13 protein-coding genes and 1 riboswitch are annotated in these 20,086 nt (G+C 70.1%); of the genes, 2 read left to right on the top strand and 11 right to left on the bottom strand.

The window, feature by feature from the left end:
• Position 1 precedes the first annotated feature (1 nt).
• The 5 genes from ABZ420_RS28830 to ABZ420_RS28810 form a co-directional block, all read right to left on the bottom strand.
• Complete coding sequence (locus tag ABZ420_RS28830; RefSeq protein WP_357129094.1) at positions 2-835, bottom strand: alpha/beta hydrolase; 834 nt, start codon at positions 833-835, stop codon at positions 2-4.
• Positions 748-1,503, bottom strand: a complete 756-nt coding sequence (locus tag ABZ420_RS28825) for an LOG family protein (RefSeq protein ID WP_357129091.1) — start codon at positions 1,501-1,503, stop codon at positions 748-750. Before ABZ420_RS28825 ends, ABZ420_RS28830 begins: the two co-directional genes overlap by 88 nt.
• Positions 1,504-1,508: 5 nt before the next feature.
• Positions 1,509-2,336 carry a DUF72 domain-containing protein gene (locus ABZ420_RS28820; protein ID WP_357129088.1) on the bottom strand — a complete coding sequence of 276 codons (828 nt, stop codon included), beginning with the start codon at positions 2,334-2,336 and terminating at the stop codon, positions 1,509-1,511.
• Between the two features lie 21 nt (positions 2,337-2,357).
• Positions 2,358-3,722, bottom strand: a complete 1,365-nt coding sequence (locus ABZ420_RS28815) for a cytosine permease (RefSeq protein ID WP_357129085.1) — start codon at positions 3,720-3,722, stop codon at positions 2,358-2,360.
• A riboswitch (TPP riboswitch) is annotated at positions 3,719-3,833 on the bottom strand. (Overlaps the previous gene by 4 nt.)
• A gap of 82 nt (positions 3,834-3,915) precedes the next feature.
• On the bottom strand, positions 3,916-4,311 hold the full coding sequence (locus ABZ420_RS28810) for a hypothetical protein (RefSeq protein ID WP_357129082.1): 396 nt from the start codon (positions 4,309-4,311) through the stop codon (positions 3,916-3,918).
• 458 nt (positions 4,312-4,769) lie between these two features.
• Here ABZ420_RS28810 and ABZ420_RS28805 point away from each other — a divergent pair, with 458 nt between their 5' ends.
• The gene (locus ABZ420_RS28805) at positions 4,770-6,026 is read left to right on the top strand and encodes a cytochrome P450 (protein ID WP_357129079.1); all 1,257 of its coding nucleotides are present in this window, start codon (positions 4,770-4,772) and stop codon (positions 6,024-6,026) included.
• A 14-nt stretch (positions 6,027-6,040) separates the two neighbouring features.
• On the opposite strand, the gene ABZ420_RS28800 is transcribed toward ABZ420_RS28805, so the two are convergent.
• Positions 6,041-7,243, bottom strand: a complete 1,203-nt coding sequence (locus ABZ420_RS28800; RefSeq protein WP_357129076.1) for a styrene monooxygenase/indole monooxygenase family protein — start codon at positions 7,241-7,243, stop codon at positions 6,041-6,043.
• A gap of 119 nt (positions 7,244-7,362) precedes the next feature.
• Between ABZ420_RS28800 and ABZ420_RS28795 the strand changes: the two genes are divergently transcribed.
• On the top strand, positions 7,363-9,906 hold the full coding sequence (locus ABZ420_RS28795) for an AAA family ATPase (RefSeq protein ID WP_357129073.1): 2,544 nt from the start codon (positions 7,363-7,365) through the stop codon (positions 9,904-9,906).
• Between the two features lie 135 nt (positions 9,907-10,041).
• Here ABZ420_RS28795 and ABZ420_RS28790 read toward each other — a convergent pair whose 3' ends face one another.
• The 5 genes from ABZ420_RS28790 to ABZ420_RS28770 all read right to left on the bottom strand — a co-directional run bounded on the left by ABZ420_RS28790 (position 10,042) and on the right by ABZ420_RS28770 (position 20,072).
• The gene (locus ABZ420_RS28790) at positions 10,042-10,719 is read right to left on the bottom strand and encodes a class I SAM-dependent methyltransferase (RefSeq protein ID WP_357129070.1); all 678 of its coding nucleotides are present in this window, start codon (positions 10,717-10,719) and stop codon (positions 10,042-10,044) included.
• 9 nt (positions 10,720-10,728) lie between these two features.
• Positions 10,729-11,505, bottom strand: a complete 777-nt coding sequence (locus tag ABZ420_RS28785) for an ATP-binding protein (protein WP_040871970.1) — start codon at positions 11,503-11,505, stop codon at positions 10,729-10,731.
• Between the two features lie 36 nt (positions 11,506-11,541).
• Positions 11,542-12,504: an AvrD family protein gene (locus tag ABZ420_RS28780; RefSeq protein ID WP_357129067.1), complete on the bottom strand. Its 963-nt coding sequence runs from the start codon at positions 12,502-12,504 to the stop codon at positions 11,542-11,544.
• Between the two features lie 11 nt (positions 12,505-12,515).
• A complete protein-coding gene (locus ABZ420_RS28775) occupies positions 12,516-18,797 on the bottom strand; it encodes an SDR family NAD(P)-dependent oxidoreductase (protein WP_357129065.1) in 6,282 nt (2,093 codons plus the stop codon).
• Between the two features lie 129 nt (positions 18,798-18,926).
• Positions 18,927-20,072: an LLM class flavin-dependent oxidoreductase gene (locus ABZ420_RS28770; protein WP_357129062.1), complete on the bottom strand. Its 1,146-nt coding sequence runs from the start codon at positions 20,070-20,072 to the stop codon at positions 18,927-18,929.
• Positions 20,073-20,086 lie beyond the last annotated feature (14 nt).

Below are 20,086 nucleotides of genomic sequence, written 5' to 3'. Positions count from 1 at the left end.
GTCACCGGTCGTCGCGGGTGAGGATCGAGTCGAGCCGGGCGGCGAACTCGTCGGGTGCGCTGCGGTAGCCGACGTGATCGCCCGCGAACTCGACGAGATCCAGCCCGAGTTCCTTCGCGAGCGCGGCGTTCGGGAGCGCCGGGAAGGTGCCTCGCGATTCGCGCCCGACCCCGAGCACCAGGCGGTCCGCCGACGCGCGCAACGCCGCGAGATCCGGGGTGTATCGGGGGTACTGCCTCAGCTCGTGCTCCATCCAGAACACCAGGTTCCGCTGGATCCTCCGCACCATCTCGACGGCTTGCGGCGGCAGCTGCTCACCCGGCGGAGGCGGCGCGATCCGCAGACCGACGCCCTTCGCGAACGCCGCCATGGCCGCGGACGTGCCCTCGGTCCTGCTCTGTTCGTGGATGCCGTCCAGGAAGGTCAGCCACTTCTCGGCATCGGGCAGCAGCGTGGCCAGCGGTGGTTCGTGCGCGACGAGCGTGCGCACCAGTTCCGGCCGGACGCGCAGCAATTCGAGTGCCACGATCGCACCCGAGCTGCTGCCGAGCACGTGGGCGGGCTGGTCGGTCAGGTGCGTGAGCAGCGCCGCGGCGTCCAGGCCGTCGGTGGCCACGCGATCGTCCGGCGGTCCGTCGAGGGGGCTGCGGGTGAAACCGCGCCGGTCGTAGGAGACCACGCGGTAGCGGTCGGCGAGACGTTCGGCGATGCCGTCGAAAGTCCCGGCGTCGCCGTTGCCGCCGGGGATCAGCAACAACAGCGGTCCGGCGCCGCGGACCTCGTAGTAGAGGGTGGCGCCGGGGACGGCGAGAGTGTGCTGGGACGGTACGTCCATCGGAAATGCTCCTGGAAGAAGGGACAGTTGCCGCAGTGCCTCCCGGATGACCGGCGTCTCCACCGTAGCGAAAATTGCATGGCACGCAAGATTGCGTGATCGGAAAGGTTTGTGTCAGAGCAGATCAGGGGCATCGGCATGCCGAAACAACTGTGGCGGTGGGTAACCAGCCCGGCGATATCAGGTCGGCTCGGCCTCGTGATCCCGTCCAGCGCCCGGCGCACCGCGTCTGCCGGGTCGGCCGCGACCACCGTGGCAGCCACCGGTCGCCCGTTCGCCTCGCGAATCTCCCAACCGCCCAGGGAGACCACCGGAATCCCGCCGCGCCGCCGCGCGAGCGCGACCTCCGACAGCGTGCCCCACGAGCCGCCGATGACGATCACCGCGTCCGCCGACTCGACGAGGATCGCGTTGCGCGCCTCACCCATGTTCGTGAACAGCACCGCCGACAACGCGGGACACACCGCGGCGCGATCGGTGTCCGGACGCACGCCGATCACCAGCCCGCCGGCCTCGGCGGTGCCGGCGGCGACCGCGGCCATCACGCCGGTACCGCCACCGCACAGCACGGTCACCCCCGCGCGCGCCAAGAGCGCGCCGACCGCGCGGGCCCACTCCGCTTCCTGCTGCGTGCACTCTCTCGGCCCGCAGACCGCGACCTGCCGCACCGGCCTCACCCCGCGGGCCGGACGACCGGTTCCAGGCGCTCGCGCAACGCTATCGCGTCGCGGGGCGCCCGCACCTTCGCGTCGTTGTCGAAATAGGTGTAGACGTCGCACGATCCCGCCCACGAACGGATCTTCTCCGCCCACATGTCCAAGCCCTCGTCGGTGTATCCGCTGACGTAGAGTTCGTCGTGCCCGTGCAACCGGATGTAGACGAAGTCGGCGGTGACCTCTTCGAGCAGCGGATACTTGCCCGCGGCGTCGGCGACGACGAGGGCCACGTTGTGACGGGTCAGCAGATCGGTGAACGCCGGGGTCATGAAGCTGTCGTGCCGGATCTCCAGGGCATGCCGCACCGGCCGGTCGGCATCGGTGCTGGTGTGCGCGGGGTCGACGCGGTGATCGTGGCGCCGCGCGATCTCGGCGGCCTGCTCGGTGCCGCGGGGGAGCCGGGACAGGAAGTCGTCCAGCACGTCGGCGTCGAAGCGGAAGGTCGGGGGCAGCTGCCAGAGGATCGGGCCCAGTTTGGGCCCGAGCGCCAGCGGGCCGGACGCGAGGAAGTTCGCCAGCAGTTCGTCACCGTCGCGCAGCCGCTTCATGTGTGTGATGAAGCGGCTGCCCTTCACCGCGAACAGGAAGTCGTCCGGAGTCTGCTCCGCCCACCTCTGGTAACTGGACGGGCGCTGCAACGAATAGAACGAGCCGTTGATCTCGACGCTGTCGAGTCGCTCCGACAGATAGGCCAATTCGCGCTTGTGCGCGAGGCCCCGAGGGTAGAACGTTCCGCGCCACGGCGGGTAGACCCAGCCCGACGTACCGATCCTGATCCGGCCCATCCCTCCATGGTGGCAAATTCACTACGCCGATGTGGTCTTCGCCGTCACCTTGCCGACCAGCCAGGCCACCGCCAGCGCCGCCAGGAACGACAGCAGCGATGCGCTCATCCACGCCTGCCCGATGAAGTGCACAGCCTGCCGGACGCCGTCCCAGAATCGCGTCCACGCACCGGCGTCACCCGGGTTGACCAGTTGATATACGGCGAACCCGGTCAGCCAGGCGGCCACCATGCCCCAGCGCGCTGGCGCGTCCGATGCGGTGTTCCACTCGCGGCGGGCACGCAAGAAGAAGTCGGCGACGAGCACGCCGAGCAGCGGCACGAACACCGAGCCGATCAGCCCGAGGAAGCCGAAGTAGTTCGCCATGTTCAACCGCAGAGCCAGAATCGTGATCAGGGCACCGAGGCCGATCGAGAGCACCCGGCGATCGACGCGCGGTGCCAGATTCTGGATCGAGACGGCGGTGGAATAGACATTGGCGAAGGACTGATCCGCCTCTCGCAGCACGAAAACGAAGAAGAACAGGGCACCGAGGCTCACCTGCAGGAAAGGCGCGTACGGTCCGCCTTCGCCGGTCGCGAGCGCCAGCGCGAACAGGCCGAGGACGTAGGCGATGATCTGGGTGAGCGCGTAGGCCCCGCCTGCCGCGCCGAACGCCGAGCGACCGGAGCGTGCGTGCCGGGTGTAGTCGGCGGCGACCGGCACCCATGAGATGGAGACGGCCAAGGCGGCATCGGTGGCAACCCAGAAGAGGTTCCAGTCGACGCCGAACGGCCCACCCCCGCTCGGGCCCGGGTTCGCCCGCAGATCGGGCAGACCGGCGCGCAAGAACTGCGCGTAGAACCAGACAAGGGCGATCACGACGCCGGCGGTGACGAATCTGCGCAGCAACCGTACCGAGCCGAGCGGCCAGATCGTGAGTACCGTCGTCAGTACGCCCGCGGCCACCACGTAGAGCCAGTGCGGGCCGCCGCCGAACAGTTCCTCGGCCGCGTCACCGATGACAATCAGCTCGAACGTTCCCCAGCCGATCAACTGAGCGATGTTGAGCGCGGTGGGCAGATAGCTGAGCCTGGCGCCGAACAGCCCGCGCAGCAGGACCATCGCGGGTTGTCCCGTGCGCGCACCCGTCAGTGCCGCGGCGCCGAGCATCGCCGCGCCGATCAGGGTGCCCAGGACGGTCGCCAGGATTCCGGCCGCGATCGAGAGCTGCGCGGCCCCCTCGGCGTTCGGCGCGAGCACCGTGTACGCCCCGGAGAAGGCGAAGAGGCTGACGCCGAGATTGGCCCAGAACGCACTCTGGTCCCAGAACGAGAGCACTTTCGGTGCGGGCTGATCGAGGGTCAGGGGGGCTTCGTGCGCGTTCGCGCGGGTCGATGACGACATGACGGAAACGCTCTCCCTACGCCGGCATTACCCAGACAGGTTCATGCGGTCGGCGACGCGTGCGGTTCGCCCTCTCAGCCCGGCCGTACCCGAGCTCCCGCGGTGGGGTGATTCCGGCGAATAGTACACCCGCGCCATTTTCCGTGCCGGGGGAGAAGAGTCGGGGCGGACGTTCATCCGGCCGCCCGGCGTTTCAGCCCATGAGGAACGAGGCGGCGAACCAGGCCAGCACGACCAGCACCGCACCGACGAGCGCGCCGGGGAACAACGCCCGCCCCTGCCGGGCCGCCATACCCGAGAGCAGCACCCCCACGGCGAATCCCACGATCCCGCCCCCGACCATGATCCACACGCCCGCGCTGGTGTCGACCCGGCACTCGGGCTTGGACGCGCAGATGCCCCCCGCCATCAGGAACCACGGCGCGAGGATGGTCGACATCGCGGCCAGCGTCGCGGGCAGGAACCACAACAGTGCGCTGACGACGAGATCCGCCGGGCGGGGCGGTGCGACCACGTGGGTCTCGGGCTCACGCGTCGGATAGCCGGAGGGGGTCGTGCCTTGGGACACCTGATTCAGGTAACCGTGCATCGTGTCTCGCTATCGCTTGTCGGTGGAATCGACCGGGCCGATGGAAGTTATACACCAGCCGTCCGCGCGTGGAAGTGCTTGTGCTCCCGGCGATGCGAGCACGCGGCAGGCGCCTCGCAGCGCACCCGACCGCTCGATCGGCCCGACCGCCTTCAGCGAATGTTCAGCATCACCAACGGGTTCGGGAGCGCGGACGAAGCCGCGCGCGGCTGCTTGACCGTGGCCGGTGTGGGGGCGGATGCCGCGCGGACGAGTGATCGCATCGCCGCAGGCAGGCCGCCCCTACCGATGCCCGGACCCTACCTACGGGACCATCCTGTGTGTCGAGCCGCTGCGCCGTCGAGAAGACGCGGCCCAGCGGTGCGCCGCATGGACCGAACGACGGCGTCGCGAGGATCCGCGCCGAGTTCGCTCACCCCGCGCTCGCCGAAAACGCTTCTACTGTGGGAGTCACGCGTTTGACCACGCCCCGAGATCTCGACCGGATCATCAACGAATCCGGCGCCCACCACGGTTCGCCCATCGACCACCGGATCGAGCGGATACCGCTGTATTCGCCGGATTTCGCGACCGATCCACATCGCGCCTACCGGGACATGCGGGCCCGCTACGGGTCGATGGCGCCGGTCGAGCTGGCCCCCGGCGTGCCCGCGACGTTGGTGCTCAGCTACCACACCGCCGTGCGAATCATGCACGACCCGCAGCACTTTCCCGCCGACCCGCGCGCCTGGCAGGCGAACGTCCCCGCCGACTGCCCGGTGCTGCCGGTCCTGGAGTGGCGCCCCAACGCCATGCGCAGCGTGGGCGAGGCGCACGCGCGCTACCGGCAGGTCAACACCGCGAGCATCAACGCCGTCGACCTGCACGCCTTGCACGAAACGGTGGAGCGGATCGCGGCCGGGCTGATCGACGCCTTCGGCACGGCGGGCAGCGCCGATCTGGTGTCCCAGTACGCCCTTCCGCTGGCCTTCGAGGTGATCAACGCCCTGCTGGGCTGCCCGCCGGAGATCGGGCGAGAGGTCGCCGCCGCGACCGCCGCCGTGTTCGACGGGGTGGACGCCGAGGAGGGCAACCGCATGCTCGGCACCGCCCTGCTGCGGCTGATCGAGCTGAAGCGCGCCGAGCCGGGCCGGGACATCACCACGCGACTGCTGCGGCATCCGGCCGGCCTGGACGACGCGGAGGTGATCCACCAGCTCGTCGTGCTCTACGGCGCGGGAATCGAACCGCTGCAGAATCTGATCGTCAACACCCTGCTGCTGATTCTCACCGACGACCGGTTCGGTGGCGACGTCCTCGGCGGCAGCCTGTCCACTCGCGACGCGCTGGACGAGGTGTTGTTCACCGACCCGCCGATGGCCAATTTCTCGGTCACCTATCCACGCCAGCCGATCCTGATCGATGACGTCTGGCTGCCCGCCCACCAACCGGTCGTCATCAGTTTCGCCGCCTGCAACAACGACCCGGCGATCAGCGGGCACAACCACAGCGGCAACCGGTCGCATCTGGCGTGGGGCGCCGGACCGCACGCGTGCCCCGCCCGCAGCCCGGCCTATCTCATCGCCCAGGATGCGGTCGACCAGCTGCTGGACGCGCTGCCGGAATTGCGGCCCGCCGTGCCCGTGCGCGAATTGACGTGGCGGCCAGGGCCTTTCCACCGTGCCCTGGCCGCACTGCCGGTCGTCTTCCCGGCAACGCAGCCCTGGCGATCCTGAGATCCGGTAATCGGTCAGGACGGCACTTTCGGTGCGAGCCGGGCGAGGTTCGCCGGTCGCGCGAAGGTGTCGGCGAAGGCATCGGCCAGCGCCGGTTCGTCCCGGGCGGCGAGCATCATCTCCTGCATGGCCGGGGGCGGATCGAGCACCGTCGCCGTCCACCGCGCGGCGGGGTGCGCCACAGCCGTCAGCCACGGCGCGGCCGCCCATTCCATCCACGCGCGGTCATAGGGGCCGTCGGGGTCGTGCAGGATCGCCTCGCCGTAGCGGATCGCGCAGTGCACGGCGTTGTTGGCGCCCTGCGCACCACCGGGATCCATCCGGCAGACGACGTCGCCTCCGCCCAGCACCGGCCGTCCCGAGGGGAGGGTGCCCACCGGACGGCGCATGAGCGGGGTCACCGCCCCTACCAGCGTGGCCCCGGCGTCGGTCGGTTCCGCGTGCCGGTAGCGCTCGGCGAGTTCGGCGGGCAGGTGCGCCTCCAGCAGTCGCCTGGCCAGTGACCAGCGCTGTGCCGGCGTGCCGTGCTGGTCGAATACGTCCAGCGCGCCGCCCGGCCGCGCCTCGAAAAGCAAGATCTCGCAGCGGCGTTCCTGCCCCGGCCGTCCGGTGAGCCCGGGATAGGAGATCACTTCACCGTGCTCGGGTAGCGCGGTGTAGGAGCCGAGGCCTTCCGGGTCCGGCTCGACACCGTCCAGGTACAGCACGGCGAGCCGCCGCAGCGCGGCGGCGGGCGCGGGCCACGCCGGATCGGCCTCGAAACAGTCGGCGAGTTCGCGACCGGCGCGAGTCACCACGGTCAGGGCGTAGTCGGCTGCGGCCCGGTCGAGTTCGGCCACCGAGGGCTCGGCGATGCGCAGGTCGCCGCCCGCGGCCAGGAACTCGCCGAGCCAGCGAGCGAACACCGTCCGCTGATCAACGCTCTGCGCGGGGCGGGTGAATCGTCCGGCCCAGGTCACCACCGTCGCCCGGTCGGCGGCCATGGTGAACCGGATGCCTTCGATGTTCGGGGCGGTCGAGCGCCAGAAGCCCAGGCCGAGGTCCGATTCGAGGTCGAGCGTCGGCGGGAACTTGACCTGGGTGCTGGTCACCGTGCCGGTGAGCACCGCCTCGGCGTCCCGATCGGTCACCAGCGTGACGACCCGGCCGCCGCGCAGCAGACGATGGGCGAGGGGTAAACCGCATTCGCCCGCCCCGAGTACCAGTATCTGTCCCACCGTCGTGTCCTTCCGGTCGTGAACTACCGCGACAGCGCAATAGTCCGCGTATAGGTGGGCGCGGCACATCGGTAGAGACCCGCGAATCTGCGGATGCGACCGGACTACGCTGCACTGTTGTGTCGGTAGGACGTGCGTCGAGTCCGGGTCTCCCACCCGCGGCCGCCAGTGATTTCGTCGGGCGCGAACGTGAGCTGGAGCGGATCGGGATGGCGCTGCTGGGCGGAACCCGCCTGGTCACGCTGATCGGCGCCGGCGGCATCGGCAAAACACGGCTGGCGACCGAAGCGGTGCACCGGTTCCACAAGGCGCGCCGTGTTCCGGTGCACTGGGTGCGCTTGGCGCTGCTCTCGCGTAACGCCGACGCGGCGGCGGTCGAGGAACAGGTCGCGCGCTCGCTGATGGACGCCGACTTCTCCGGACGCTCGGCGTGGGAGGCGGTGCTGGACACGCTGCGCCGCCGCGACGCGGTCGGGCGCACCCTGCAGACGATCCTGGTGATGGACAATTGCGAACACGTCCTGGACGGCGCGGGCCGGGTGATCGCCGACCTGCTGGAGGCGGCGCCGGGCCTCACGGTGCTGGCCACCAGCCGAGAGGCGATCGGATGGGTCGACGAGCAGTTGGTGCCGGTGCCCGCGCTGTCGCGGGAACAGGCGCTGGCTCTTTTCCGGGCCCGCGCCGGATTGACCGGGCACGCCGTCGCCGACGACGAGACCGAGCTGGCTGTGGCGATCTGCCGTCACGTGCACAACCATCCGCTCTACATCCGGCTGGCCGCCGCGCGGCTGTTGCGGCAGCCGCTGCCGATGATCCTGCGTGACCTCAGCGGTGAGGCGACCGACCGGCGGCTGCGCTGGTCGCATGGTCCCCGCGTCGGTGCCGAGGCGCGCCACCAAGGCATTCGCGATGTCATAGCCTGGTCCTACGACCTGTGCGGGGACAAAGAGCGGCTGCTGTTCGACCGCCTGTCGGTGTTCGCGGCCGGGTACGACGTGGACCACGACAACGCGGATGCGGAGGAATCGGACGTCGGCGCCGAACTGGAGGCGATCGAGGCGGTCTGCGCCGATGACGAGCCGGACGGCTTGGCCCGCGCCGAGATCGAAGGCCTGCTCGAGCGATTGGCGGACCAATCGCTGGTCTCGGTGCATCTGACCGCGACCACGGTGCGGTATTCGCTGCTGGAGAGCGTTCGCCTGTTCGCCCAGCAGCGCGCGAGCGAACGCGGCGGTGAACCGGCCCGGCTGGCGCGCGGGCACCGCCGCTACTACCGCGACAAGGTCGTCGCCGCCCGAGCCGGATGGTTCGGCCCGGACGAACAGCGGCTGCTGGATTGGGCGCGGGCAGCCTGGGACAACCTGCTGTGCGCGATGGCGGGCAGCCTCGCCACCGCGGAGGAGGCCGCCGTCGGGCTGGAGATCGCCGCCGGGCTGATCGCGCTGCGCTGCCCGTTCCTCACCGGCTCGCTGCGGGAACCGCGCCACTGGGCCGAGCGCACGCTGGCCGCCAGCCGGGAACTCGACCCGCCGCCGCTGGCGCTGCAGGTCACGACGATGTCGCTGATCGCGTGGATCAGCCTGTGCCAAGGCCTGCACCACGACGCCGAACGCACGCTCGACGAGTGTGTGGCGCTGTGCGCGCCCGACGGCGCCGCCCGGGCGGGCTGGCGCGAGCACCCCGACCGCGACCTCGGTCTGCCCGCCCCGGTCGAGTTCGCCCGAGGCGCCGAGATGATGCTGGTGGACCGCGACGTGCGCGCGATAGCGGTGCTGGCCCGCGCGCGAGAGAAGTTCTCCGTCGACGGCGACCGTGGTGGGGCCGCGATGAGCGAATTGTTCGAAGCGCTGGCCGCGGCGTTGCTCGGCACACCCGCGCAGGCCTTGGAGATCTCCCGGCGGCACCTGGAGCACGCCGAGCGCTCCGGGGCGCGGTGGGCGACGTCCTGGGTCGGCCTGGCCCGGGCTATCGCACTGACCAAACACGGTGACCCGGAGCAAGCGCTCGCCGTGACGCACGCGTCCCTGACCACTCAGCTGGCGATGCGCGACCAATGGGGCGCGGTATGGGCCGTCCACATCCGCGGCTGGGCACTGGCGCGCCTGATCCGCGACACCGACGGCGAACGCTCCGGCACGGTGACGGGTTGGGCGCGCGAAGTCGCGCGCCTGACCGGTGGCGGTGCCACCCTGCGGGACAGGATCGGCGTGGACATCGCCAATCTCGGCCCGTTCGCCACCGAAACCGACATCGCCGCCGACACCGCTCGGGCGGTCCTGGGCGAGACCGCCTTCGCGGAGGCGGAACGCGAGGGTGCGTTGCTGCGGCCGGAACTGGGCGAGGTGGCACAGCTGGCGCTGGGGAAGCTGTCGCTGGACCGGCTACCCGTCGAGCATCCGGTCCGGCGGCACCGTCCTTCGCACTGGGAGGACTTGTCTGTCGCCGAACAGGAGGTCGCCGTGCTGGCGGCGGCGGGCTGGACGAACACCGCCATCGCCGCCCGGCGCGGCAGTTCGTTCAAGACGGTCGACGCCCAGATGGCCGCGATCCTGCAAAAACTGATGATCGGCTCGCGGGAGGACATCCGCGCCCTCGTGCCCGACGACCGGCAGGCCCAGGTGGCCGAGGAGGCCGCGCGCAAACCGCAGCGCGCCCGGCGCTGAGGTCAGCACCGTCGGCACTCGGCCGAGGTGTCCGGTGGTGTCGTCGGCCCCGATGACGGGCGACAGGCCGGGCGACGTCTCTGCGGGGACGCCGCCCGGCCCGCTACCGGCCGGATTCGCCGAGGCGACCGGTGCTCACTCCGCCCGTTTGCGCGCGGTGATCTGGATGCCGGGCTCGCCCGGGATGCGGCGCACCTCGGCGTCGGTGACCGGGAGATCGGCCACCAGGTCGCGGCCGTCCTCCAGATCGAGGCCGTAGCCGGCGATGTAGGTGCGGAAGAACGGAAGGCAGGCCCGCGCCATCGGCTGCGGCAGTTTCCAGCGGTCGACGAAAGTTCGCGCGTCCTCGAAGGTGCAGCCCCGATCGGCCTCGATCACCAGTAGCAGCCCGCCGGGCCGCAGCACCCGGATCATCTCCGCGAGCCCCTTGCGCTGATCGGGCCAGTGCTTGATCGAACCGGAGCTGATCACCGCGTCGTAGGCGGCGTCGGGGAACGGCAGGTCCGTCGCCGATCCTTCCCGGAACTGGATGCGGCTGCCCAGCGCCGCGCCGCGCTTGCGAGCCCTGCGCACCTGCTGCGGGGAGAGGTCGATGCCGGTCAGCCGCAGCGTGGTCCCGGCGGTGGCCAGCCCGACCGCGAGTTGCCCACCGCCGCAACCGACGTCGAGAACCTGCGCGCCCTCGTCGAGCTGGGCGACGATGTCGGCGAACAGGGTCGGGGTCATCTCCCGCACGGCATCGGAGATGAAGTTGTCGTAGAACCACGAGTCGATCGGGTTGTAGCGCTTGGTCTTGTCCAGCAGGACGGTCATGGCGTGCTCCTAAACGCGGGTGGCGAACTTGATCTTGCGGCCGAGAGTGTGCGGTTGTTGCTGGGCGACGATCGTTTCCTGGACGCGCTCGCGGCTGCTGCGCACTATCTCCATCGCCTCCTTCACCGCGACGTCGATGTCCATGACGGTGGGGATGTCGAGCATCGAGACGATGGATTCCAGGCGCTGTTCGGGGGTGCCGCGTACCGTCACGACCGGCTGCCCGAGCTCGCTGATCGCGTGCAGCAGTTGCCGATCGGAGATGGCGCGGTAGCGCTCGTCGACCGGCCGGTGGCCGTCGGGGTCCATCGGCACCTCCACCGGGAGGTGGAAGAAGATGTCGTAGTTCTGCCGGGCTCGCTGCCGGGCCATGTCGCCGTAGGCGTTGAGGTAGCGGCGGTAGAACGGCCGGCCGGGCAGCGTGATGGTGTTCTTGACGGCTTTGTGCCATCGGCTCGATCCGGGGTTGGGACCGGTGACCAGCCGCGTGGTGCCGTAGACCCACTCGTTGAGCACCGAGCCGTCGGCGATGAAACCGCCCTGGGCGTCGAGGATCGCCTCGGCCTGGATGCGAAGTTCCAGTCTGCGGAAGCCGAGCGCCATCAATTCGGTGGTGCTCAAATCCTGGAACCGCATGCCCGGGTAGAGCTCGGTGACCACCTCGCGGGCGGAGGAGGCGTCCACCCGGGGGATGCCGGTCAGCAGGGACAGCGCCGTGGAGGTCGTGGTCTTTCCGGTCGAATATGTTCCGGAGATGACGATGCGTCGATAGTTGTTTCCCGACATGGGAGTGCCTTTCCGATCGTTCGGGGATGCGCGGGGTCAGGCGGGCAGCCGGTGCGCGAGGTCGTATCGGATCTCGCAGCCCGCGAAATCCGATGCCCAGCTGGAGATGCGCCAGTCGCCGCCGCCGAAGGCGAGGACCATCGAGCGCACCATGTGCGTGGTCGCGGTGCCGGAGGTGAGCGGCGCCGGGGGAGTGGACGCGCGCGCGGTCATCCGGCGCATCCACAGCGTCTCGCTGTCTTTGCGGGCGATGTTGTCCAGCTCGTAGAGCACGACCTGGGACAGTTGCGCCAGGATCACCGTCGCGTCGACCAGCGTCACCGAAGGCTGGTATGCGTCGGCCACGCCCTGCCAGGGACCCGCCGAATCCGGTTCCGCCAGAACGAAATCGGCGTGCGCGCGGCTGCCGCCGTCGGAGACGACGACGTTGCGCAGATACTGCCCGCGGGTGTAGACCCCGCCGTGGAAGTATCCCCGCCCGGTCTCGTGCACGGTGCGCCGTGTGGCCTGCGACGGTCGCGGCGGCGCGGGCAGCGCCACGGTGGCCTCCAGGCTCATGCCGCCGCCCAGCGCTCCGGTGATGCTGATCGTGTTCCCTTCCACCGCGACGACCGTCGCGCTGATCGGGAACTCCTCCAGCGATTCCGTCGCGATGGTTCCGCTGCTGAATTGGACGTACGGCACCCAGCACGACCGGACATCGCTGTCGGTGAGCCCGTAGCACTCGCGCAGGATCACCTCGAGCAGCCGGTAGCCGAAGATCGAGCAGTCGATGCTGCTGACGTGCGGCACCAGCACGCGGGTGCTCTTGCGCGACCAGTCCAGCGGATAGTGCACGCCGGCCGTGGCCGTCAGCCGCGGCCGGTCCTGCGCGTCGCGGTCGAGGACGATGTCGAAGATGCGGTGCGTGATCCGCTTGTACCCCTCGCCGAAGAACCGCCCGTCCCGGTGTCCCAGCACGGTGTCGATATCGGCGTAGGCGATCAGCTCGGTGGACATGTGGGTTCCTTTCATGCCGCGGCCGGCGCGTCGGCGGGCTCGGCGAACTGGCTGACCACCTTGGCGCCGATGCCGCGCAAGGACAGGCCCCGGCTGAGTTCGAGTGCGGAGATCTTGACGTCGAGCTCTTTCTCGGTGCGGGCACCGAATTCCATCGCCATGAGCGAGTCCATGCCGAGGTCGGTGACCGGCTCATCGATGTTGATGGCGTCGGTGTCCACGCCGAGCACCACCGCGAGTTGATCGGCGAGGCGCTGGGCGACGAAATCGGCGCGCTGTTCGGTGGGCAGCGTGAGGATCTCGGCACGCAGGGTGCCGCCTGCCTCGCCGCCGACTCCGATGTCGGCGAGCAACTGGCCGAAGCGCCGGGTGTCGGTGGACGGGCGCGCCACCCGCGACCACACCGTCCAGTCGATATCGGCCACCGCGACCTGAGCGCTGTCGAGTGCCAGGCATTCGCGCAGCAGGGCGGTGGCGCGGTCCATGTCGATGGGCAGGAAGCCGATCGACTTCACGTAGTCGGCCAGTGCCTCGGTCTTGTCGGCCATGCCGCCGCCGCTCATGAAGCCCCAGTTCACCGCGAGCGCCGCGGCGCCGCGGGCACGCCGGTCGGCCGCGAGCGCGTCCAAGGCGGCGTTGGCGGCGGCGTAGCCGACCTGCGGGGTGATGCAGCCCAGCGCGCTGATCGAGGAGTAGAGCACGAACATGTCCAGTTCGATTCCCGCGGCCTCGACCGCCCGGTCCAGATGCTGGGCGCCACGCACTTTGGCGAACAGCTCGTCGAGCGACTCAGGCGTGATCTGCGGGATGGGCAAGTTGTTCACCACCCCCGCCGCGTGGAAGATGCCGCGCAGCGGTGCGACCGACCGGATACGCTCCACCAGCGCTGCCGTGGCGGCGTAGTCGGCGACGTCCACTCGTTCGTCGATCACCGCCACTCCCGCCGCGGTGAACGCCGCGACCTGGTCCCTGGCCTGTGGCGTGGACGCGCCGCTGCGGCCGACCAGCACGAGTTTCCGTGCGCCCTCGGCGACCAGCCAGCGGGCGGTGGCCAGGCCGAAGCCACCGAAGCCGCCGGTCACCAGATAGCAGCCGTCCGGGTCGATGCGCGGGTGAGCGAGCTCGGGGCGCACCATCGGCTGTTCTTCGCGCAGGTCCAGCACAACCCGGCCGATCTGGTCGGAGCGTGCGACGGACTCGAAAGCCGCGGCCAGCTCCGACACCGGATAAGCCGTATAGGGGAGGTACCGGTATGTGCCCGAGCGCAATGCCGCATGGCTCGCCCGCATCGGCGTGCGCAGCAGTTCCGGGTCGTGGGCGAGCGCGCGGTCCATGTCGACGGAGAAGAAGGTGAGGTTGCGGTCGAAGGGGCCGAGATCGATGACGCCGCCGGTGTAGATGTCGGCCTTACCGATATCGACCACACGGCCGAACTCCGCCGCGACCCGGAAGTTCTGGCGCAGGATCTCGCCCGGAGCCGAACTGTAGACGACGTCGACGCCGCGTCCGCCGGTCAGATCGGCGATCTCGTCGACGAAGTCGGCCGATCGCGAGTTCAGCACGTGCTGCGCGCCGAGCAGGCGCACCTGCGCACGCCGCTCGGGCGTCCCCGCCGTCGCGATCACCGTCGCTCCGATGTCCAGCGCGACCTGTACCGCGGCCATGCCCATGCCGCCGGCCGCGCCGTGCACGAGCACCGTCTCACCCGGCCGCAGGCGCGCCAGTGTCCGCAGCCCGAATTCGGCGGTGAGGAACGGCAATCCGGATCCGCAGGTGAGCGGGTCGTAGTCCTCCCCGGGCAGCAGCTGGTGCGGTAGCGTCGCGCCCGCGTCGACGGGCATCGTCACGTACTTGCGGAAGATGTCCCTGGCGCACACCATCATCCGGTCGCCGACCGCGACGTCGGTGACGCCGGGCCCGACGCGCTCGACGACGCCGGAGCCCTCCATTCCGACCGTCGTGCCGAAATAGGTTCCCGCGAGCTCCTTTTCGGTGAGCACGCCGATGACCTTCATCGCGTCCTTGTAGTTGAGCCCGGCCGTCTCCATCCGGACCTCGATCTCGCCCGGACCGGGCGCGACCCGGTCGACTCGGCGCAACGCCAGGTCGGACAACAACCGGGACTTCGGAATCTCCACTACGAAAGAGGCTTCCGGGTCCGACAGCGGAACGGCGCGGTTGCGCTCGTCGAGGTGGGTGCCGAAATTCCGGTCCAGCCGCACCGCCCAGTGGTCGTCTCCCCGCACGCCGATCTCGTCGAGCGCGTTCTCGGCGAGAACGAGATCGGTCGGCGGCGCCGTGGCCTGTGCTCCCGTATCGACCAGCCGCCACGCCGCGGCGGGCTGTTCGTTGAGCAGGGCCCGCCGCGCGCCCACCAGCGCGCCGTGCGACACCTGTACGGCGGTGTCGGCGGGGGTGCACAGCGCGTTTTCGGTGACCACGACGCTGTGGACACGGATCTGGGGCGCGTCGGCGAGCAGATGCTCGATGGCATTCGCCACGCGCGCGAGCCAGTAGACGTTGCGCGCCCCGTCGAGCGCCGTGCCGAACACATTGACCACCCGGATCCGTTCGGCGATCGGGACACCGTCTGGTGAGCGCAACGCAAGCCGCAGGCGCTCGTCGTTGTCGTCGGCGTCCGCGTCGGCGAGCACGACGGTGACATCGGTCCGGTCGCCCAGCAGTGCGGCCGCGCGGCCGGCCGCGTCGGCGCCGACACAGACGGCGATCACGGCTTCCTCCTCCGAGAGACGCTCACCTGCCGGTGCCTCGACGATCTCCCAGATGGGCTGGTAGAACACCCGTTCCAGCTGGTGGGTGACATCGACTGCCGCGCTGACCGGGCGGAATTCGACGCCCAGCAGCCGCATCGCCACCTCGCCGTGCTCGCCGACGATGGCGATGTCGGCGCGCAGCGGGCCCGCGCCGCGGCGGGTCACCACGACCCGCGGCCGCTCCGGCAGCGCGCCGAGCAGGCGCACCCCGGCGATGGCGGCAGGCACGATCGCCACGTCGGCATCCGAGTCCGCGGCCAGCGTGGCGACGCATTGCAGCGCGGCGTCGACCACCGCCGGGTGAGCCAGATGCCGGATCGGCGTGGCCTGCTCGACCGGCGCGAGCGAGGCGACCACCGCGTCCGCACCGACGACGGCCGAGACGATGCGCTGGAAGGCGGGCCCGTAGTCCAGCCCGCGCGCCGCCAGCCCGCGATAGAGATCCGCCCCCGCGACCGCGGCGGCATGCTCAGGGGCGTCGACGTGCACGGCGGCGGCGGCGAAGTCGGCTTCGATGAGCCTGCCGTGGGCGTTGAGCGTCCAGGTGGTGGCGGTGGCCGAGCGCGAGTGAATCCGGAAGCGTTTGGTCGATTCCTCGACGCTCACCCGCAGCACCGGGACGTCGTGCTCGTCGATCACCAGTGGCGCGACGAACTCCACCGATTCGAGGCCGGCGCTCATGCGGCCGGTGCGCTCGACGGCGGCGCTGAGCGCGGCATCGAGGTAGGCCGCGCCGGGCAGCACGACATACCCGTCCACGACATGGTCGCGCAGCCAGGGCAGCCGCGAGACCGACAGCTGCACCTCCCATTCCGAGTTCGCCGCCGTCGTGGGATCACCGAGCAGCGCGTAGCCCTCCGGCGTGCCGAGACGATCCAGCAGGGTGACCGGCTCGTCGTGCCACACCCGTTTGCGCTGCCAAGGGTAGGCGGGCAGATCCAGGTGCTCGACGATCGAGTCCGGCCGGCCGGGTACGGCCGAACCGTCCAGCGAGCCCGCGACATACAGATCGGCGACAGCGCGCAGCACGTTGTTGCGGTCGCGCAGGTCGCGCGAGAGCGTGGTCACCGCGGCGCCGATCACCCCGCGATGGATCAGCATCTCGCGGATGTTGCCGCTGAGCACCGGATGCGGGCCCACCTCGAGGAAGACCCGGTGGCCCGCGTCGACCAGTGCGCCGATGGCGTCGGCGAACCGGACCGGCTCCCGGACGTTGCGGCACCAGTAGTCCGCGTCCCATCCCGTGCCCGCGATCTCGGCGGCGGTCACGGTGGAGTACGTGGTGAGTTTCGCGTCCCGCGGGGTGAGCCCGCCGAGCGCGCCGCGCAGATCGTCGAGGATCGGGTCCATCAGATGGCTGTGGTAGGGCACCTCGACCCGCAGGCTGCGCGCGAACGTGCCGGTGGCCGAAAGGGTGTCGCGCAGTAGTTCCAGATCCTGGCTGTCGCCTGCGAGGGTAACCGCGCCGGGGCTGTTGACCGCGGCGATCGAGATGCTGTCGGTGCGGGCGAGCAACTCCCGTGCCTCGCGTTCGGACATGCCGAGAGCCAGCATGCCTCCGGTGCCCGCGGTGGTCGCCTGCAACCGGGCGCGGTGGTAGCTGACGGTGAGAGCGTCTCGCAGCGAGAGCGCGCCGGAGACGTACGCGGCGGTGACCTCCCCGACGCTGTGCCCCACCACCACCGCGGGATACACGCCGTACTCGGCCAGTTCAGCGGTCAGCGCGGCCTGCAGCACGAAGTTGGCAGGCTGCGCGAACGCGGTGCGCACGATCCGCGAGTCGGCCTCGTCGGCGAGCATCTCGTCCAGAATCGACCAGCCCGCGATCGAGACGAACTCGCGGTCGATCTCCCTGGCCACCTTCGCGAACGTGCTGTCGGTGGTGAGCAGCTCACGCCCCATGCCCCACCACTGCGGGCCCATCCCGCTGAAGACGAAGACGGGCTCCACCTCGCCGTCACCGATGACCCGCGACGGCGCCCGGCCCTCGCCCGCGGCGAAAGCACGCAACTGGGTGCGCAGATCGTCGGCGTCGTCGTAGGCGAAGCCGACCCGCAGGGGGTGGTGGGCGCGCCGGGTCCAAGCGGCCGCGGTGACCGCGTCGGCGGGATGGTGGTCGAGGGCCTGCGCGAGGTCGCCTGCGAGCGTGCGTACCGCGGTCTCGTGGCGGCCGGAGATCGGCAGTACCTTCGGCACCGGGCGTTCGTCGTCGGCCCGCGCGGCCCGCGGCGGCGCTTCGGAGAGGATGACGTGAGCGTTGGTGCCGCCGTAGCCGAAGCCGTTGACCGCGACCACGCCCTTGCCCGGCTGCGCGGGCAGCGGTTCGGGGTGCAGCGGGACGCGTAGTCGGAGCTCGTCGAACTTGATCTCCGGATTCGGTGTGGTCAGGTCGAATTGGGGCGCGACCGTGCGGTGGTGCAGGGTGAGCGCGGCCTTGATCAGGCTCGCGACCCCGGCGGCGGCCTCGGTGTGCCCGAAGTTGTTCTTCACCGAACCGACCGGCACCGGCTCGGCGCGGCCGTCCACCGCGCCGTACACCGCGCCCAGCGCCGACATCTCGAGCGGGTCGCCGACCGCGGTGCCGGTGCCGTGCGCCTCGAGGTAGCTCACCTCGTGCGCGGCGACACCGGCGTCGTCGCGCACCTGGCGGGCCAGTTGTTCCTGCGCAACGGGATTCGGGACCGGGATGGCCATGGTGCGGCCGTCCTGGTTCACACCCGTCGCGCGGATCACAGCGTAGACGCGGTCGTTGTCGCGCTGCGCCACGTCGAGCGGCTTGAGCAGTACCGCGCCCGCGCCCTCCGCGCGGCCGTATCCGTCGGCGGCGGCGTCGAAGGTCTTGCAGCGCCCGTCGACCGAGAGGAACCGGCCCTTGCACATCGAGATGAACGTCTCGGGCTGCAGCATCGCGTTCGCACCGCCCGCCAGCGCGATCTCGCATTCGCCGTTGGCGATCGCCCGCACCGCGAGATGCGTGGCGACCAGCGACGACGAGCATGCGGTGTCGACGGTCAGGCTCGGGCCGTGCAGGTCGAGCAGATAGGAGATGCGGTTGGACAGCAAGGTGTGCGAGGCGCTCATCGCGGTGTGGCTGGTGATCGCCGAGCGGACCAGCGGACCGCTGCGTCCGAGCACGTTGTCGAGGATGAAGCCGCCGACGTAGACGCCGACGCGGTGGCCGGAGACCCGGCCCGCCATGCCCGCGTCGTCGAGCGCCTCCCAGGTCACCTCGAGCAGCAGTCGCTGCTGCGGGTCGAGGATGGCGGCTTCCTTCTGGGCGATGCCGAAGAAGTCGGCGTCGAAATCCCACAGCGGCTGGGTGAGAAATCCGCCGCGCCGGGTGTACATACGCCCCGGCGCGTCCGGATCCGGGTCGTAGTACTTTTCGATACTCCAGCGATCCGGCGGGATATCGACGATCCCGTCACCTTTGTCGATCAGGAAATTCCAATAACTCTCCGGGTCGAATACACCGCCTGGAAACCGGCAGCCGATACCCACTATTGCAATGTCGACCATTATTTCTCCTGGCCTGAAATGCGGGTCCATGCTGAGCCCCCCGACCGCAGCAGCACAAATATCTGATGAGCTTCTTCGCTCGAATGGTCATGCTATTGCGCAGCCCACTCGAGCGTCAATTGTTCTGCGTTACAGCTTCTTCAATTTACGTAACGTCGCCACCAATGGCGCGTTGGAAAGCATCCCGCGTGCGAGGCGCGGATGAATTGCGCTGAGATTCATCAGCACGGCGTAGCGCAGACCGTGGTCGCGCCAGTCCGCGAGCTGCTCGACGATCTCGTCCGGCGTACCGGCCAGGCAGAATTCCCGCACCAGCGAAGCCGGGACCTTCTCGATGTAGTCCAGCACGGTGCGCTCGTCGAGCGTCTGCGGCAGGTAGTCCTGCAGGCCGGTGAAGTCCGCGCCGAGCGGGTGGGTGGCGCCGTGCCTGGTCCACATCTCGCCGGGGGCGCACAGGGTCAGCGCCCGCGCGCCGACACTCTCGACCAGAGCGTCCACCTCCCCGGGACGGGCCGCGGTGAGCACGCTGAACACGGCGGCGGGCGCGACCGTCAACGGGTCGCGGCCCGCGTCGGAGGCCGCGGCGCGGACCTGCTCGAGACGGTGCCGGTACTCGTGCGGGCGCTGCGCGAAGCCCGGGAACCACACGTCGGCGTAGCGACCGGCGGCCCGCAGCATGCGCGGGCCGCCGGCCGCCACCCAGATCTCCGGACGGGTGCCCCGGTAGGGCGGGACATCGAAGACCGCGTTCCGCAACGGGAAGTGCGGCGAGTCCCTGGTCACCAGGCTGCCGTCGGAATCCCACAGCACCCTGATGGTGGCCAGCGCCTCCTCGAACCGTCCGACCGGAGCGGTCCAGTCGACGCCGTAGGGCTCGTTGTTGTCCCGGATGCCGGTGCCGATGCCGAGAATGGCCCGGCCGCGGCTCAACTGGTGCAGGGTGGCCGCGGCCTGCGCGGTCACCGCGGGATTGCGCCGGCCCGCGTCGGTGACGCCCACGCCGAGCCGCAGGCGGGCCAAGCGGTTCTGCGCGGCGAGATAGCCCAGCGCCGTCCACGGTTCGTAGATCCCGTCGGCGTGCGGTGCGAGCCGGGTGATGCCGACGTGCCGCGGTTTCCAGATCGAGGCGGGCAGGATCGAGGGCAGGTGGTCGGTCACCCAGAGCGAGTCCGCTCCGCCCGCCATCGCCACCGAGCGGCTGCCGCGAAATTGCAGGTCGGGCGCGAACCTGGTGTAGACGCCGGAATCCATCACACCTGTGCGGAATTTCGCCATGTTGTTCCTATCGC

The organism is Nocardia sp. NPDC005745 (genome assembly GCF_040630775.1).
Taxonomy (GTDB): domain Bacteria; phylum Actinomycetota; class Actinomycetes; order Mycobacteriales; family Mycobacteriaceae; genus Nocardia.
This window is presented reverse-complemented; position numbering and strand designations above follow the sequence as displayed.